The sequence below is a fragment of the Sedimenticola selenatireducens genome, from assembly GCF_007625115.1.
Classification (GTDB): domain Bacteria; phylum Pseudomonadota; class Gammaproteobacteria; order Chromatiales; family Chromatiaceae; genus Sedimenticola; species Sedimenticola selenatireducens_A.
In genome coordinates this window covers 31635-48757 of the sequence record NZ_VMNH01000014.1, presented here as the reverse complement: position 1 = coordinate 48757, position 17123 = coordinate 31635, and the positions used below count along the sequence as shown (strand labels likewise).

Below are 17123 nucleotides of genomic sequence, written 5' to 3'. Positions count from 1 at the left end.
GGGGTGAGGTGCGAAGCACCGAATAACGCGTGCCCCTGCATGATCCGTAAGGATCATTAAAACGCGGGAACAAATTAGGAGAGCTGGCCGAGTGGCTGAAGGCGTGCCCCTGCTAAGGGTATATACGTTAATAGCGTATCGAGGGTTCGAATCCCTCGCTCTCCGCCATATTTAGAAAAAAACCTGAAACGGCGCTTAGTTAGCGCCGTTTCAGTAGCTATACATACCTGATTGTTACGATTAACCATTACGATCAGCGAGGGCATGACTATGGAGTCAGCGCCAAGTATGTATACACAAACCCGCCTTTCAAAGCGTGGCTCAACCTACTACTTTCGAGCCATGATCCCAAAGCCGCTCCAGGCTCATTTCGGCAAAAAAGAGATTGTTTACTCCCTGCGTACCAAAGACCGACAGGAAGCTAGTAGACTTGTGCGCCAAGCTTCAGCCAAGTTGGATGCTGAATTCGAGACGATTCAGAAACCGATCAAACCAGCGAACCAACAACTCACAGTTCTGGACGAAGCTACCGTCGGGGGTATTTGTGATCTCTGGCGATATCAGTGTCTTGAAGGGGATGTCTGGTACCGGATACAAGGATTCACTGATGATGAGTATGAGCAGCGTCAGGCTGATCATGCCCAGACAATCGAATCTCTTCGAGAGATACTTGCGAAAGGTCGTCTGGAGCGAATACAGCCTGCCTTAAGCCAGTTTCTCGCGCTTATCGGTGTAGAGTTTTGCGGTGATCCTGAAGACCAACGCAAGCTTGCATGGACGTTTTTGGAAGCCGTCATTGATACCCATCTGGCTGTGATGCAACGGGATCACGGTGAAGTAGTGGCGACACCACCAGCCCCCCATATTCGCATTGGCAAGAAAACTGAGAGTCTGGTACCACAGGGACGCGCGGGGAGTATAAGAGGCAAAACGCTCAAGGATTGCTTCGAGTTGTGGAAAGACCGGCGTGCCAACCGTCCGCAAAAAACCGTTGCGGCTTACTGGGCTGCCCTTGAAGGCTTCATCTCATTTGCCGGCACTAAGGTGGTTTCAGACTATAGTGAAGAGTGCGTTTACGCGTATATCGATAATCTGCTGAAACAGGGCGAACACGATCCGCATACCATTGCCAAAAACATCGGTTTCCTGCGGTCTATCTTCAACGCTGCCAAGAAACGACTAAAACTGTCCGGCAATCCGTTCTCGGAAATTGAAGTGCCGGGGCTGGATGTCTACAAAGTTAGGCGATTGCCACTTTCACATGATGACTTGAAAACTCTCTTTGCATCAACGGTGTTTCAGCAAAGCGGCATGAAGCGTGGCGGGGGCGGGGCAGCTGCCTATTGGTTACCGCTGCTATCACTCTTTACCGGCGCGAGACTTGAAGAACTGGGCCAACTTTACGTAACCGATGTGAAACGAGAGAAGGGAATCTGGTATCTGGATATTACCGACATTATTGAGAATGACGTCCTTAAGCAAAGTCATCCGAAGCGACTTAAATCTCCCAGCGCACGGCGCAATATCCCCCTGCATCCGCAACTAATTCAGACTGGTTTTTTGGATTATCTTGCAGCGATAAAGGCAGAGAAACACACCCGTCTGTTTCCGCTACTCAAGGCGGATTGCAAAGGTGATATTACCGGTAATTTTTCCAAATGGTGGTCTCGCTACCGGCGCAGGATCGGTGTTGGAAGCAAGCTTAAGACCTTCCATAGCTTCCGGCATACCTTCAAAGATGCCATGCGGGAGGCTGAGATTGATGTCATGGTCGCCAACCGGCTGATGGGTCATAAGGATGACAGCATGGGCGGCCATTACGGCCTGGGTCACTCTCTGCGTGTGCTTGACCTGGCGATGAAGAAGATCGACTACCCGGACCTGGTGATTCCTTCGTATAAACTGCTAATCGCTGATCACCGCGAAAAAAGGCAGTGACGCCTTAATAGGTGTCTTATGTCGCTAGACGATTTGTCAATCGATCGGTTGGAGTCGAGCTGGATTTGAAGGCTATAAAATACCTTTGCGGAGCAGGTCGATCCCTTCAAAAGGATCGACCTGCAAAGCTCTACAGTATTCGACGTACTCAGCCACATCCAGGCGGCGCTCACCAGTCTCTATTTTTCCGATAAACGAATGGGGTTCATCGATCCGCAGGGCCAGATCGCGCATGGACAGGCCATGCGCTTCCCGTGACTTTCGCAGCCAAGCAAGTAGTACCTTGTATTCGGGTGAGGTGATTGATTTCCGCATCTTGTACCCATTTTAGGGACGTGATAGATTGTACCCAATTCAGGTACAAGGGTTTACGACGATGTTTCTTACCCATACAAAAGACGAAGTGCCTATTCACCCGGGTATTTGCTCGGATGGATGGCATGCCTGGGACTGCATTATCAATGACCTGAACCGGTTTTGGCTTCATGTGGCCACGGTGTTGACCAATAAAAATGGAGATGTTCAGTTAAGGATGTTTATGATTGGCGGCATGGAGGAACTGAATGGCCTGGCGTCCAATCCGCACCTGACCATCAAAGAAGTAGGTCTTGTTACGCCGGACCATATGAACGGTAGTGGGTACTGGGCCATGGAAACCGTAAATGAAATCGCTCAATCGGTACATCTTGAAACAGGAATGGAATACGTGGTTTTCAAAATGAAGAACGGAAATTCATACCGCTATCCACCAACAACGACGGAAAACGGCGAGTACAGAGAAAGCGTGCTTTTCAAATTCTAGTTCACACCTAATCAGAGATGTTCTCGCCTTATCCGTATGAGTTTGGAGAATGTGAGTCGCAGTATGCCTAAACCCGATATAGAAGTGCTCATTAAGGCAGTGGCATTCGCCGCCCATAAGCACAAAGACCAGCGACGCAAGGATGCGGGTGCAACACCGTATATCAACCATCCGGTCGCCTTGGCCGATATCCTAGCCAGCGAGTGCGGGGTTACCGATGTTGAAATACTCTGCGCAGCAATACTACATGACACCATCGAAGATACGGAGACCACTCCCGAGGAGCTTACTGCTGCTTTCGGAGAGCGTGTGACAAAAATTGTTCTTGAAGTTACCGATGATAAGAGTCTGCCCAAACAAGACCGCAAAGATGCCCAGGTTGCCCATGCGCCGTATTTAAGCACTCAAGCCAGAGCGGTGAAGCTGGCGGATAAGATCAGCAACTTGCGTGATGTCATAAAAACGCCACCACCTGACTGGTCGCTCCAGCGATGCCAGGAGTACAGCGATTGGTGCAAGCGCGTGATTGATGGGCTGAGGGGCGAGTGGCTCGTGCTTGAAGCGATATTTGACAAACAGTACCGAGAAAGGCCATAGCATGGGGCGGGTGTCATGCGTATGCAGAGCGATTAGAAGATCGATTATCCAGGGGCGAACGTGCAACCGTGCGAAACGTTGCAGGCGATGGATCAGAGTAATTTCAAGTTGGCATGTGTAGGTGGTTAACTTGCTGGAGAACAGACAGGGCAACCGTAGTGTCAGGTAGTCGCTCAAGATAAGGCAACTTAGGTGGCAACTGGAACTGCGACAGGTCGCCATGGTACCGACGCCACTTCCTGCGTGCTAAAGCAGTCAACTTTCCGACCTGGCGGCGTACACCTGAGAAGCCAGGAGTGCGATACAGCGAACCTAACATCTGGGTGGCCTTTAGCGCGTCATTGCCGCGACACACCTGGTTCACGCGTTCCTGCCACTGTGCGTAGCAAATGTGCGTCATGCGCCAGGTCCATACCGTGCCACCACCATGCTCCCTTCTTCGTGTAACTCGCACGACTTCGTAGTCATCTTCTAAGCGCAAACGCCTGCGTTGGTCCAGCAGGTGATCCAGGTGTTCCAATTGGTGCACCTGGCCACTTCCATGTGTCGCCAATAGCCACCACATCAAATCCTGATTTGAACGTTGGTAAAGAAAGAGGCGCGTACTGGCTCTACCAAGGCGCTTGGCATAGGCGCGTTGATTGGCGTTGTGGTGCACCTGATAGTGCTCTGCAAACTTGCCAGCCAGATTGCCGGCCTTGTGCAACGGCAACGTACCCGAGGTGTGATAACAGTAGCCTCGACTGGCAGCATCCAGTATGCGCTGCATCACGACGGTCTTGTGGGTATGTACAGGGGGATCAAACATGGCAACTCCGAAATGACAGACATGCTTGGTATAGGTAACGCAATGGCAGATTAATCGAATCCGAAATTTCAAAATCATCAGGCACGGCTAAGTGACTGATGCAGAAGCTTGAAGTGAATTTCTCAAAGAGAAATTCACTGAAAACTACTAGAGATTCCGAGTGAGGGGGTATATATGCACCCACAGTCGCTATACGAGGTAGGACAACAGTGAATATTTGTTGCACAAACAAACATTCCTGGAGGCCTGGCTCATCACCATTTGTGGGGGCCTACCAAGCCTCCATCACCGTTGTCACATGGCCGAAAAGCCAGGATCGGATCACCAATCCGATCAGGTTGAGAGTACCTACCTCAGCCGAGCATGTGCCGTAGCGGAGTGCCCGTAATGGGGCTCGCTGCGCTGCAACGGGCGCTCGGGGCTGCAATGTCCCGTTCGACCCAATTTGTCATTGAAACTGAAGATTGGGCGACGCGGAAACGGACCAAAGGGGGAGGCCAATGCGCTGAAACCGGAGGATTCCTGTCTTAAATGAAGGGGTGAAAATCCCCATTGAGGGAGGCTCGAGAGGGTCTAACTCAAACCTGACTGGTGGGCTTCACGCATATTGGGAAACCAATATGAGGTCGTAAGGAGAAATCTGGAACGACTGGTACCAACCGGGGTAACCTGGGTGGATCGATGCATAGCTTAAGCCAGTAACGGCGTCCGAAGAGGATGCTGTCAGGTCAGAACGATGATGCCAGTGTTTGCTCCTTTAGTGAGCAGATGACTGAAGCTGGAAGTATTCATAACGGTAAGGGAGATGCTTTGGAATCTCGGTCCCCCGAAAACCGAACGGTGAGATGGAAAACATCACGATATGAATATGAGGCGCAGGCTAATCAATCGACATTTAAGTCTAACGCGGGAAGGCCTACAGAACTGTGAACCCCGGTGGTACGGGGTGAGTTCCAAGGCTGGGAGCGGTGTGATTAGACGATAAAACTCATTGGCGATTCAGTCGAAGTCATGGGTGAGACGATGGTCAATTGGGAGTGGTATCCCAATGTCGAAAGCACTAAGTACATGCGAAATGTGACTGAGGCGGGAGCCTCAAATGGTGAGTAAAGAGCGACGTATCCTGCGGGTGGTGCCGGGAAATGCGTCGCTGGTCGGAGTGGTTTCCGGCGACTTTTTTTGAATGCTTTTTGTAGCAAAGGAGGATACTGATTTTGTTTATTTGGCCATTGATTCATGGGTCTGGCCAGCCCATATCTGGCGCCCACACTTTGTGTGGGCGTCTTCTCTACCTAAGCCGCAATAGCACTTTTGAACTTGAATTCCTTAACCGACAAGGAACTGTGTTGGCGGATTGTAGGCAGAGATAAAGTGGGATGAATTGTTTGGTATCCTCATCTTAAGTCAGTTTCGTATTGCGGGGGTGCATCTCAGCAATGGTGCTGTTCTAGGGCCTGTTAACACTATTCGCGTATTTTTCCGCAAATAGTGTTAACAGGCCCTAGTGTAATAAAGAAAGCAACTCTACATGCGGTGTGGTTTATAGACAATACCATTCGCCTCTTGTAGTTCACGTACATAAGCGATGATGTAAGAAATTTCTTTCTTGGACAATTCAGGTCTGGGAGGCATATTACCATAGGGCCAATGGTGCTGTTTGACGCCTAGCGTTGCTGCGCGATAAAACGCTTCATCTCCATGATGTCCTGGGTTGTAGACATCATGAATAAGCGGTGGACCAGTTTTAGTACCACTGGCATTATCGCCATGGCAAGAGATACAACTCTTATCATAATATGTCTCTCCTTTTACTGCGGTGGGTGAGAGTTCCGGTATCGTGACTGCAACGGATACCTCTTTTTCACTGGGTCCCATGATTTTTGAGGCTATCACGGCAGTGCCTCCAACCAATGCTAAACCTATAACGGCAATTTGTACGATTTCAGTTGTTCTCATATCGATACACTCTGTGAAAATAATTAAATACTTTTTCGGGTTAGCCTATAAGCGGGCTGTCAATGCTGATTTCTTGTGCGGGAAAAACATCATTACCCTACGCTACCAAACCAGGGGATCGTCTTAAGTAGCCAAAATGAGAAGCGACTTAGATACCCGGTTATCATGGCGATACCCATAATGATGAGAATAATGCCAGCGACGCGATGGATAAGAGGGCCATGCTTTCTGAACTTTTTTGCATGATGGAGGAATTGGTCCGTAAAGAGTGCAGCGACTACAAAAGGAACACCTAATCCGAGTGAGTATATGGCCAATAGTCCGATGCCATTGCTGGCTACTCCAGATGTAGCGCTGACTGTAAGAATGGCACCAAGAATAGGGCCGATGCATGGCGTCCAACCAAAAGCGAAAGCAAGGCCAAGCAAGTAGGAAGAGAGTGCCTTTCCCCCGGGAAGCTCACTGTGTACCCGTATATCGCGTTGCAACATATTAAACTTAAGCAATCCGGTCATGAATAAGCCGAATATAATGATAATGACCCCACCAATAATATTGGCTTCGTATTTGTAGCTGAGAAGAATTTGTCCCAATGCTGTGGCGCTGGCGCCAAAGGCTATAAAGACAGTTGAAAATCCCAGTACAAATGAGAGGCTCAAGCCGAGAATGACTAACGTCTCTTTTGAGGTTGGTCCATAATTCTTGATCTCATCGAGGGACTGTCCGCCTATATAAGAAAGGTATCCAGGGACGAGCGGTAAGACGCAAGGAGAGAGAAACGAGACAAGCCCTGCTCCAAATGCAGAGATGATGCTGATGCCTGAGAGTTCAAACATGCCACCACCCTGTCATGGTGGTGATGTTGCAATGAAGAATAGACATGTTGTAAATGTTCCTCTGATACATGTGGGGTAAATCAGTTGGTGATGCCAGCCTTTGACTGCTCTTGTCGTATATAAGCGATGATATGGGCTGTCTCTTCTGGCGTGATATGAGGTACAGCGGGCATATCCCCATATCCCCAGTGATGTTGTCTTACACCGTCACGTACAGCCATATGCACGGCAAAATCCGCATGGTGAGCAGGGCGGTAGACCTGATCAATGAGTGGCGGACCCTGTTCAGTACCCCTGCCATTGTTGCCGTGACATGATGAGCAGTTTGAAACATAGAGACCACTGCCCTGGACTGGATTACCTATAAATCCTGGCGGAGGTAAATGAAGTGCAGCGCGTCGTGCTTCAGGGTCAGGTGCTTCACAACCCGTTAAGATAAGAATGAAGCCGAAGAGTAGATACTTTTTCATAGGCACTATTTCGCTTCAGATTGAGGTGTATCACTTTTTAGTAACCCATCAACGATTCGCTGTAGACGTTCAACAGGGAGTGCGCCAGATGCAGCGATGACTTGTCTGGTTTTGTTATTGATGAAGATGTTACCGGGTGTCCCGGTGATACCTGACTTGACGCCATTCTCATAGTCCTGCTGAACGCGTTCACGCATTTCTCCACTATCAAGGCATTGCTTGAATTGTGATTCATTCAGACCTATTTCTACTGCAAGTGGCACAAGATTAACGATAGGAAAGCCATTGCCGTTTGAGGTTGTACGGGCATAGATAAGATCGGAATAACGCCAGAACGCTTCATTGCCTCCTAGTTTGGTCGCACACTCTGAAGCTTCGGCCTGTTTCTGAGCACCTGGATTATGGAAATCTAAAGGGAAATGTCGATACACCCAATTGACTTCGCCTTTGTTGTTTTCGATAAGTTGTGCAGCCGATGGATGGAAGCGCTTACAGAACGGACATTCAAAGTCAGAGTATTCAACAAGACTAATAGTAGCCTCTGGATTTCCGCGAATGTGATCATTGCTGGTCGAAACAACGCGGACATTTTTAGCCTTAAGTGAACCTGCAGACTGTTGTTGCTTTTGTGCTAATGCCTGCTGCTTGTTTACGAAATTAATGATGCCGCGTTCAATCGCCTTATCTAAAATGCCTTCCTGATTGATGAGGCGATTGAGTTCTGATCTTACTTCTTTAGCGATGGCCTCTCGATCAGGCGCTGATAAATTCGATTCTGCGTGGGCAGATTGAAAAATAGTCATGAAGATTATGACCATAAATGCGGATAGGTAGTGCTTCAGGTAATGCATCATATGTGAATGAGTCATTGACTTTTTCCTTGCGTGTAAGATGAGATCTAATGTTGAGTGGTTAACTCATTATCCAAAAGCGTTTACATGCAACTCATGTGCTTGGGTCCTTGGCAACCTAGAATGCGATCACTCCAAAGGCTCTTCAGATAAGCCAGTAGCTGGCCAGCTTGTTGTTCATTTATCACGCCTTGCCATGCGGGCATTCTCTTTGTTCGTTTAAGACCGTTCATGATGGTATGAATGATCTGCTCATCGGTATGATGCCAGGCATGCGAGGTCTCATTCAGTGGCATGGCCGTGAGATAACCCGGTTGTGCTAAAAAGGCAGGTATGGGTTTTTCACCTACGCCATCTTTTTGATGGCAGGCCTGGCAATATTGCACGTAGAGCTTCTTTCCAGCGAGTACAGATTCTGGATCAGATCGTTCTCCCGTAGCAGCCAGCAGTCCTGTACTAACAAGCAATGAGATGATGGCTATGCAAAACTTAAGCATGTGTGTGTCCTATCGAAAATTTAAAACAAAGACCTTTGTGGAAACACTGCCGAGTGAATACAGTGTTTCCCATAGGTTTAACTTTCTGAATCCCGTAGATATTCGATGATCGCTTTTAGGTCTTCTTGTGATAGCTTGCCAGTAGAATTTTCGATTACGTGTCCCATTGATCCACCAAGAAAATCGCCATCAGGGGTCATGCCAATCTGAATAGAAAACAGCAAATCTTCATCACTCCATTGACTGACTCGGTTCTCTTTAGCCATAGTCAAACCCGGTACTTTTTCGCCTTCAGGACCTTCTAAATTACCCGCTAATGCTTCTTCTGACTTAACACCACCTATTAAATTACGCGGTGAATGGCACTCACCACAGTGACCTGGGCCGTTTACGATGTAAGCGCCCCGATTCCAGACTTGTGATTTATCTTTATCGGGTACAAAGGGCGTTTCATCGAAATTCACCATTTTCCAGAAACCCATCAGAGACCGGAGATTGAAAGGGAATGACAAATCATGTGGCCTATTTTCTGAAACGACGGGTGTTTGTTGATTGAGGTAGTCTTTGAGTGCAAGTAGATCATGGCGTGACATCTTGCTGTACGACGTATAGGGGAAGGTAGGATAGTAGTGGCTGCCATCGGGCGCCTCACCTTTGGTCATGGCGCGTATGAAATCTTCATCACTCCAGTCACCAATGCCGGTCTCTTTATCAGGTGTGATATTGGGCGTATAAAAGACCCCAAAAGGGGTCTCCATGGCAAGTCCGCCCGCAAGTGCTTTACCTTCTTTAGCTGTATGGCAGGAGGAACATCCACCCATGTTAAAGATATACTCGCCACTTTTTACTGGGTCAGAGACCTCTGGCGTATCTTTATCTGCCCAGGTAATAGGGGATATAAGCATTGAAGATAATATCGTTAGCGCTTTAAGCGTTGAAGGCTTCATGGCACCACTCCTTATTTCTCTTCTTTTTTCCGATAGTCGGTGTGGCAGCCTGAACAGACTTTCCCTAACTTGGCGAATTGCATTGTGATGGCCCGTTTATCTCCACCTTGGGCAACCTCCTGAAGTTTATTGGCCTCATCGCTCAATTTATCGGAGAGCGCAGAGAATTGATCCCACTCTTCCCAGATCGCTGGAAGTGCTTCAGAGGGTTTATGTAAACTGTCGTTTGGGAATAGTTTAGTAATGTGCGGCCCGGCATCACTGATTGACTTGGCATTCTTCGCGATCGTCATCGAATCAAAAGGGGCTTGTCCCTTAACCATTGCACCGACTTGTTTCATGTTGTCACCTACTTCTTTCATCAGTTCCATGCGCTCTTTAACTACGCCTGTGGCTCCGCCATGAGAAAAGACGGTCCCGGTGAAAATAGTGCCAACAATGAAAAGTGCCGATAGGGCCTGTTTGGAAAAAAGGTGCGTGTTAAACGTTGTTTTCATACGGTTTCTCCACAAAAGAGTAAAGGTTTGCTGGATTTTATTGGCCAGCAGTGACTCACATACAATCTATTGTTTTAGTATCGAAGCCGCGCATAGATAAATCATGCTGTTTAATTGAAGAATTAAACAATCCCATTTGGGATAGGTCTTGATACAGGGGTTCCTATTTCGGATAGAGGTAACTCAATCCACCAGCCAGTGATGGCCGTCAATAGGGATAGCTATAGGATTATGAAACGTGGAGAGGGGGGCGTAATATTTGTGAGGGTATCAAGTCTGTGACCCGGGGAGATAGGGTCGCAATATAATCATCAGTTAAGGGGATGTCTGATGCTTGTGTAATATCCGTGCAGATTTGTGCGCCGTTAAAGGAGTTACAATGATCACTGCAACACTCATCATCTGTCTCTGCATGCTGCTGTTGATCAGACAGCTGATTGCACGAGGAGTCGGTGGTTTGGTCGCTGCACTCTACGGAGTCAGTGTGTCCACTCACCATGGAAAAATTAGAATCCGTCATAAAAAACCCGAAACTGGTTGAAAACGGCAGTACGACCAGCGTTAACGCCAGCACGTATGCGGTAATCATTCGGGACAGAGGTATCATGAATCGGACGATCTCATTTTCTTTTATGATGTGTCAAGGGCTAAAGGTTTATCTATTGAATCGCTGTCATTGTTCTCGAGAAATTCAGACCTAGAGTTCGCTAATTAGTTCAGATTCATTATCAAACTATCTTGAGGAGATGGGTATAACCATTATCTAGGTAAGGTAATGGTCGCGAGAAGTCCGCCATTTTTCCGGTTTTCCAAGGCCAGTTTACCACCATGTGCAACAGCAATATTTCTGGCAATCGAGAGCCCCAGTCCTGTACCGCCGGTCTCTTTACTGCGTGACTCATCAAGTCGTGTAAAAGGTTCAAATACATGATCTATTTGAGACTCAGGGATTCCCGTCCCATTATCTGCTATACGTATAGTCAGGTACCGTTTGGAGTCTTCAATGCTAATATCCGCTTGTCCACCATATTTGAGGGCATTGTCTACCAGATTGCCTATCATTCGTTTTAGGGATACAGGGTGACATATAAAGGCACTCTCGGCGCGACCTCTAAGTGAGATCTTTGCGCCGGTCTCCTCCCCATCAATTTGCATGGTTTCCAGCAAGTCGTTGATGTCCAGCGCTTGTTTCTGTTCATTTCTAGGCTCATCACGCATGAACTGAAGTGTGCCATGTACAAGGCCTTCCATATCACTCAGATCTCGCTCGAATTTTGCCTGTAATTCATTGTCATCAAGCAATCCACAGCGTAATCGCAATCGCGTAATCGGGGTCTTGAGATCATGGGAGATTGCCGCCAGGAATCGGGAGCGTTCATCAACAAACTGGCGTATTTGATCTTGCATGGCATTAAAGGCACGGAGTGTGCTCCGGACCTCTTCCGGGCCTTCTTCAGCCAGCGGTGGACGCTGTAGATCTTTACCGAGTTCACGCGCGGAATCTGCCAGATAGGCGAGTGGGCGAGTGATCCACCGGACAGCGAGAAGTGCAACCAATCCCAGTATGATGAGCACGAGGCCCAGTACCAGAATTACTCGAAGGGGCCAAGCGGTCATCTCCTCAGGCAGTTGTTCGCCAAAGCTGACCCATTGGCCATCCTTTAATGCGACCTGAATCAGATTTGTGCCCTCTGAAGGTAAAATCAGTCCCGCTTCAGCCATATGTTTTTGCATCATGTCGTGCATACCGGGACCGTTACCCATCCGCATGGGAAAATTATCAGTTGAACTGAAATGTTGTCGTGCGGTACTGCCTGCCAGATTGATGCGAATCGCATGCTTATCTTCAAGATAGTAGTGAAGTACACCCAGAAAGAGCGCGCTGTCAGTAGTGGATGTGCTTTTCTGTTCGGCTTGAGGAGGGATAGCTAAGCTGATGCGCATTCCAGGTGCATCAAGGGCTTTAACGGTCTCCTGGCGCTGATCAGGGGGCATCCGCTCAAGAATCTTTACAATGCCTGCAATACGTTGGGCACTGTGAATTCCTACGGCTCTTTGTATCGCTTCACCCCGGTCCCGGGTTAGTACCAATGCAGTGATCGCTTCAGCCAAAATTAAACCAAACAGTAGGATCAACACTAATCGGCTAAACAGGCTGTGCGGGTGGGGTAGCCACTTCATCGTTTTTCAACCTTGGCTGAAAGCACGTAACCTTCTCCCCGGACTGTCTTAATCAACTGAGGTTCACGGGCATCCTCCCGAAGTCTTTTACGCAGGCGACTTATTTGGATGTCGATAGCACGCTCATCAGGTGTCCAGTCCCGGCCTTCCATCTGCGCCATCAGTTGATCACGGGAAAGAACCCTGAGTGGACTATCGAGAAATAGCCGCAGCAATTTATATTCACCACCGCTGAGTGAAACGATGACCTTATCTTCAGCAATCAGATGGCGTGCCGAGGTATCCAGTGTCCATCCTGCGAAATGTAGCCGTTCACCTGTTTCTGGCCGGCTGTCCAATAACTCTCTGGCGCGCCACAGTACAGCCTTGATCCGAGCCTGTAGTTCCCGAGGATTAAACGGCTTCGGCAGGTAGTCATCTGCTCCCATCTCCAGACCCAGTATGCGATCCATCTCTTCACCGCGAGCAGTGAGCATAATGATGGGTACGTTGGATCTGCTTCGTAAGTTTCGACAGAGTGTCAAGCCATCATCGCCGGGGAGCATTACATCCAGAACTACCAGATTAATATGATTGCGCTCAAACTCGCGCCACATCTGCTTACCATCACGGGCACCCGAAACCCTGTAGCCACTCTTGGTTAAAAAAGTGGACAGGAGTTCGCGGATCTCAGGATCATCATCCACTACCAATATATGATCAATTTGTGCCATTACAGATTACCAATTGTATCTCTGACTGTAGTTATAGCATCGGTCGCTACCGTTATTTTGTATCAAAGTGTAACAGTTTTTAGGTGATGAAAGAGTTCGTTACCGAAGTAGACCAAATAGAAACAATAGTGCTACATGGCGGTGGTTTAATAACACACAAGAGAGCGCAATAGCTCACTTGGTTAACTTAAGAGTAAGGAGATTGACATGAAAACTATCACGAAAACTTTAGTCCTTGTTACAGGTCTTGGCGTCGGTCTTGCTGCTACCGGTGCACTGCTCGCTCACGGTCCCAACGGTTATATGGGAGGCCCCGGTATGATGAACGGTGGGTACGGCAATCCTACTATGATGCAGCAGGGGTATGGCGGTGGACACCCCATGGGATATGGTAACTCTGGAATGATGGGTGGCCCAGGCATGATGAATGGAGGATATGGAAACCCAGGGATGATGCAGCAAGGTTCTGGAACTCAGTCTCCTGTGGGTCGTGGAATGATGGGTGGTCCAGGAATGATGCAAGGCGGGACCATGGGGCCTGGAATGATGGGGCAGATGGGAGCGAATGCTACAGAGAATCTAAATTCAGTTAAGACTGAACTGGGTATCACCCAGGATCAGGAGGCGGCTTGGAACAATTATGCTACAGCCTTACAGGGTCATGTAGCTCTAGGTCAGGCCAGCCATCAGGCCATGTGGTCATCACAGGGCGAGGGGGTAGGCGCTTCACACAATAATCTCCGTCAAGCCATGTGGGAATCGCGGGAGAAAGTCGGTAATGCTCAGAAGAATCTGCGTGCTGTACTGACACCTGCACAACAACAGAAGGCCCAAGCACTGTTAGGCCAAGGTTGCTTTGGTTGATCATTGTCCCGGGGCAGGCAGTATTGCCTGCCCCTAATTTAGGTTTAATTATTTTGATATAAAAAACGGGCTACAGAAACACCTTGTTAAGTAATTAGAAATATATTTAATTTATAAGGCCTATCTAATGTTTAGTAATATTGTCAATTTGTGCATCGCTGCCTTGAACTTTCCCAATTTTGAATACTCTAGTACGTAACATCCATATGATAAGTGGGTGATTATTTTTCATTTGCTATTGACAGTGTTCGATTTTGAAAGTGATTAATCGTCACGCGTGTTATTAACTACAGGACTCTCATGAAAGTTCGTTTTTTAATTCCCCTGGGTATCTTCCTTCTTATGACTGTCTTGCTTGGGATTGGATTAACACTCAATCCGCGTGATGTACCTTCAGTATTGATTGGGCAGAAAGCACCAAAACTATTACTGCCTGATCTATTCGAACCTAACAAGATGGTCAATTCGGAAAGTCTGCTAGGTAAGGTGTGGCTGCTTAATATCTGGGGGACTTGGTGTCCCGAGTGTTGGCGAGAGCATGAATTTCTAAATTACATTGCATCAGAGGAAGGGGTGCAGATGGTCGGGGTCAATTGGCGTGATGATGCAGAAGCTGCAAAGAAGTTTCTAAAAGACAAAGGAAACCCCTTTATTGCTGTAGGTTTCGATCCTGAGAGCGTCGCTATTATGGACTGGGGTGTTTACGGCGCACCAGAAACCTTTGTGATTGATAAAAAGGGGGTGATCCGCAAAAAACATACAGGGCCACTCTATGACAGCGTATGGGAAAAAGATTTACGACCTCTTATTAAACAGCTGGAGGCCGAATAATGTTCAAGTCATTTCTCCTGATAGCTACCCTATTCTTGCCAGCAATGAGTTCAGCCTCGATTGAAATAATAGAGTTTGAAGAACCTGCAAAGGAACAGCTTTATATGAAGTTGATTAACGAGCTTCGGTGCTTGGTTTGTCAAAATAATAATCTTGCGGATTCAAATGCAGAGCTTGCGCAAGACATGCGTCGCAAGACATTAGAGATGGTTAAATCTGGTTCCACATATGATGATGTTGTCAATTATATGGTGCGCCGGTATGGTGACTTTGTGCTTTTTCGCCCACCGTTTAAAAACACTACTATTCTGCTTTGGATCGGCCCTTATCTATTATTAGGTGGTGGAATAACTTTGATGTTTCTAATCATTCTCACACAAACGAAGAAAAAGAATAACATATCAGATGAGGTGGATTATCAACGCGTCAGAAAACTTCTGACCGCTCATAATGAGAGTGATAATAATGTTAACCTAATCTGAGAGATTTGAGATTAAATCTACGCCTGTCGTAGCGCCTTATTTTGTTTGTAGATATGAAGAAGAATTTTCTGTGCGATCTATTTCTACCAAAGCCCCTATTGCAGATTGCACTCAAATAAATGGCATTTTATTTCCAATCCCTACGCAGATCGAGCAGCGTATCTGATTTGACGGAAGCTTTGGTTTGTCGGAAGTATGCCCATGAAAAACAGATAGACAAAAATCAATAGTTGCGGCGTCATGTGGACAAGCCGTGTTGTACTGTTCGAGGCCGAGAGCTTCGTTGACATAGGTCAGTCACACAGCTTGAATTAGTGACTGAGGGTGGTCAGCATAAATATGACACAGCTCGTACCAACAGGTTGTTAGAACAGCCGGATCTCGGACCGCGACGGCAGGCACTACCGGGTAAATTATCCGCATTCCTGGTTACGTGATCCTGTATGCCTGTGGACGAACGGACCGCAGTAGCCAGCTCGGAATATGGAGGTGCGAAACATATGTTCTGTTCAGAACGTTGTCTTAAGCGATTCACGGCGCAGCTGGAGCAATACGCTGACAAGACCTATTCAGGCTAGCGTGAAATCGATATGTCGCCGCTGCCAGACATCATACTCATCCTGTTGCTTGGGGTAACCGTTGGCTGGATTGCTACGCGTGTGGGTCTGCCCGCTGTCATCGGCCAGGTGCTACTCGGAATTGTCATCGGTCCGCCGGTTCTTGGCTGGATCAATCCCGGTGAGACACTCAACTTGCTGGGAGAAATTGGTGTCGTTCTGTTGCTCGGTGTGGCGGGTCTGCATCTGGGACTGAGGCGGCTCGTCAGTGCTGGTTGGCCCGGTCTTTGGGTGGCCTTGCTTGGGATGGCATTTTGTCTGGCAGGTGGCTATGTGCTGGCAATCGTCTGGGGTTCATCTCATGAAGAGGCAGTCTATGTAGGTACGGCCATGACGGCCACCAGTATCGGTATCAGTGTGCAGGTCCTGCAGCAATTCGGTTTGATCGATCACGCAATCGGCCGGATCGTTGTTGCAGCCGCCATTGTCGATGATGTAGTGGCGCTGTATCTCCTGGCGCTCGCACATGGAATCTTGGGTGAGGACTTTGCCGCCAGCCAGTTGCTGGGATCTGCAATACTGGCTGCGCTGATATTGACTGCCATTTTTCTTGGATGCAAGTGGTTTGCCCTGACCGTGCTACAGCGCCTAGCCCGAAAGACCTCTGCCGTTATCTGGCCAGTTAGCGTTCTGTTGATTATTGTTCTTGCATGGCTGACGGCTGAATTGGGTTATTCGCTGGTGGTTGGTGGTTTCTTTGCCGGGCTGGGGCTCGGTGAGGGATTGTCCAAGCCGCAGCGGGAACGGCTTGCAGTACAGGTCGAGCGGATGGTGCTGTTGCTGGTGCCATTTTTCTTTGTGTTAATCGGCAGTCGTGCTGAGTGGCGTGTCCTGGCTGACCAGGGGATGCCGTTGTTGATTGCGGCACTTCTGGTGGTGGCGATCGGGGGCAAGGTGTTAGGTGGACTCCTTGGCGCATTGGGAAGTGGCGGATTCATGCGTCCACTGATGATTGGAGTGGGTATGGTGCCGCGTGGCGAGGTCGCACTGGTGATTGCCGGTCTTGGTTTCGAACAGGCTCATATCAGCCATCACATGCTGGTTGCGCTGGTGTTGATGACAATAGGAGCTGCGCTGGTTGGCCCGTTGTTGCTCACCCCCTTGCTGCATATCCATGAGCGACGGATAGATCAGTGATGCTTGCGTACGACCAGCACAGTTGTACTGAACAGGGGTAGATTGAAATCATCTACCGCTACTGTTGGATCAGGGACGTTATGTAAACCGTCCCATCAC

At 48.4% G+C, this 17123-nt stretch carries 20 protein-coding genes and 1 tRNA gene; 10 read left to right on the top strand and 11 right to left on the bottom strand.

The window, feature by feature from the left end; all coding sequences use genetic code 11:
- Window positions 1-77: 77 nt before the first annotated feature.
- A tRNA-Ser gene (locus tag FHP88_RS12360) sits at window positions 78-168 on the top strand.
- A 120-nt stretch (window positions 169-288) separates the two neighbouring features.
- Window positions 289-1938 (top strand): site-specific integrase, encoded by a 1650-nt coding sequence (locus FHP88_RS12355; protein WP_186297706.1) that lies wholly within the window; start codon window positions 289-291, stop codon window positions 1936-1938.
- Between the two features lie 72 nt (window positions 1939-2010).
- On the opposite strand, the gene FHP88_RS12350 is transcribed toward FHP88_RS12355, so the two are convergent.
- Window positions 2011-2253 (bottom strand): helix-turn-helix domain-containing protein, encoded by a 243-nt coding sequence (locus FHP88_RS12350; protein WP_144359386.1) that lies wholly within the window; start codon window positions 2251-2253, stop codon window positions 2011-2013.
- Between the two features lie 61 nt (window positions 2254-2314).
- Here FHP88_RS12350 and FHP88_RS12345 point away from each other — a divergent pair, with 61 nt between their 5' ends.
- Window positions 2315-2740: a hypothetical protein gene (locus FHP88_RS12345; RefSeq protein ID WP_144359385.1), complete on the top strand. Its 426-nt coding sequence runs from the start codon at window positions 2315-2317 to the stop codon at window positions 2738-2740.
- Window positions 2741-2803: 63 nt separating this feature from the next.
- A complete protein-coding gene (locus FHP88_RS12340) occupies window positions 2804-3337 on the top strand; it encodes an HD domain-containing protein (protein WP_335341569.1) in 534 nt (177 codons plus the stop codon).
- A 103-nt stretch (window positions 3338-3440) separates the two neighbouring features.
- Here FHP88_RS12340 and FHP88_RS12335 read toward each other — a convergent pair whose 3' ends face one another.
- The 8 genes from FHP88_RS12335 to FHP88_RS12300 form a co-directional block, all read right to left on the bottom strand.
- Window positions 3441-4145, bottom strand: a complete 705-nt coding sequence (locus tag FHP88_RS12335) for a hypothetical protein (RefSeq protein ID WP_144359384.1) — start codon at window positions 4143-4145, stop codon at window positions 3441-3443.
- A 1524-nt stretch (window positions 4146-5669) separates the two neighbouring features.
- A complete protein-coding gene (locus tag FHP88_RS12330) occupies window positions 5670-6038 on the bottom strand; it encodes a c-type cytochrome (protein ID WP_260843285.1) in 369 nt (122 codons plus the stop codon).
- Window positions 6039-6193: 155 nt separating this feature from the next.
- On the bottom strand, window positions 6194-6937 hold the full coding sequence (locus tag FHP88_RS12325) for a cytochrome c biogenesis CcdA family protein (RefSeq protein WP_144359382.1): 744 nt from the start codon (window positions 6935-6937) through the stop codon (window positions 6194-6196).
- A gap of 80 nt (window positions 6938-7017) precedes the next feature.
- On the bottom strand, window positions 7018-7407 hold the full coding sequence (locus FHP88_RS12320) for a c-type cytochrome (RefSeq protein WP_144359381.1): 390 nt from the start codon (window positions 7405-7407) through the stop codon (window positions 7018-7020).
- Window positions 7408-7412: 5 nt separating this feature from the next.
- Window positions 7413-8276 (bottom strand): DsbA family protein, encoded by an 864-nt coding sequence (locus FHP88_RS12315; protein ID WP_260843284.1) that lies wholly within the window; start codon window positions 8274-8276, stop codon window positions 7413-7415.
- Window positions 8277-8341: 65 nt separating this feature from the next.
- On the bottom strand, window positions 8342-8755 hold the full coding sequence (locus FHP88_RS12310; RefSeq protein WP_144359380.1) for a c-type cytochrome: 414 nt from the start codon (window positions 8753-8755) through the stop codon (window positions 8342-8344).
- 77 nt (window positions 8756-8832) lie between these two features.
- Window positions 8833-9702 carry a c-type cytochrome gene (locus tag FHP88_RS12305; protein ID WP_144359379.1) on the bottom strand — a complete coding sequence of 290 codons (870 nt, stop codon included), beginning with the start codon at window positions 9700-9702 and terminating at the stop codon, window positions 8833-8835.
- A gap of 11 nt (window positions 9703-9713) precedes the next feature.
- Window positions 9714-10199 carry a c-type cytochrome gene (locus FHP88_RS12300; RefSeq protein WP_144359378.1) on the bottom strand — a complete coding sequence of 162 codons (486 nt, stop codon included), beginning with the start codon at window positions 10197-10199 and terminating at the stop codon, window positions 9714-9716.
- Between the two features lie 379 nt (window positions 10200-10578).
- Here FHP88_RS12300 and FHP88_RS19165 point away from each other — a divergent pair, with 379 nt between their 5' ends.
- Complete coding sequence (locus tag FHP88_RS19165) at window positions 10579-10740, top strand: hypothetical protein (protein WP_186297705.1); 162 nt, start codon at window positions 10579-10581, stop codon at window positions 10738-10740.
- A gap of 218 nt (window positions 10741-10958) precedes the next feature.
- Here the strand turns inward: FHP88_RS19165 and FHP88_RS12295 are convergent, their stop codons facing one another.
- Both FHP88_RS12295 and FHP88_RS12290 read right to left on the bottom strand, forming a co-directional pair.
- Window positions 10959-12380, bottom strand: a complete 1422-nt coding sequence (locus FHP88_RS12295) for an ATP-binding protein (RefSeq protein WP_144359377.1) — start codon at window positions 12378-12380, stop codon at window positions 10959-10961.
- Entirely contained in the window at window positions 12377-13093 is a 717-nt protein-coding gene (locus FHP88_RS12290; protein ID WP_144359376.1) for a response regulator, read from the bottom strand. The genes FHP88_RS12295 and FHP88_RS12290 overlap by 4 nt, the downstream gene beginning before the upstream one ends.
- A 207-nt stretch (window positions 13094-13300) precedes the next feature.
- On the opposite strand from FHP88_RS12290, the gene FHP88_RS19470 reads away from it, so the two are divergent.
- From FHP88_RS19470 to FHP88_RS12265, 5 genes are all read left to right on the top strand, one after another.
- A complete protein-coding gene (locus FHP88_RS19470) occupies window positions 13301-13957 on the top strand; it encodes a Spy/CpxP family protein refolding chaperone (RefSeq protein ID WP_144359375.1) in 657 nt (218 codons plus the stop codon).
- A 300-nt stretch (window positions 13958-14257) separates the two neighbouring features.
- Window positions 14258-14788, top strand: coding sequence for a DsbE family thiol:disulfide interchange protein (locus tag FHP88_RS12280; protein WP_144359374.1), 531 nt, complete (start codon window positions 14258-14260; stop codon window positions 14786-14788).
- A complete protein-coding gene (locus FHP88_RS12275) occupies window positions 14788-15270 on the top strand; it encodes a cytochrome c-type biogenesis protein (protein ID WP_144359373.1) in 483 nt (160 codons plus the stop codon). Before FHP88_RS12280 ends, FHP88_RS12275 begins: the two co-directional genes overlap by 1 nt.
- Window positions 15271-15713: 443 nt before the next feature.
- The gene (locus FHP88_RS19555; protein WP_144359372.1) at window positions 15714-15848 is read left to right on the top strand and encodes a YHS domain-containing protein; all 135 of its coding nucleotides are present in this window, start codon (window positions 15714-15716) and stop codon (window positions 15846-15848) included.
- Window positions 15849-15860: 12 nt separating this feature from the next.
- Window positions 15861-17024 carry a cation:proton antiporter gene (locus tag FHP88_RS12265; RefSeq protein WP_144359371.1) on the top strand — a complete coding sequence of 388 codons (1164 nt, stop codon included), beginning with the start codon at window positions 15861-15863 and terminating at the stop codon, window positions 17022-17024.
- Window positions 17025-17123: the final 99 nt, after the last annotated feature.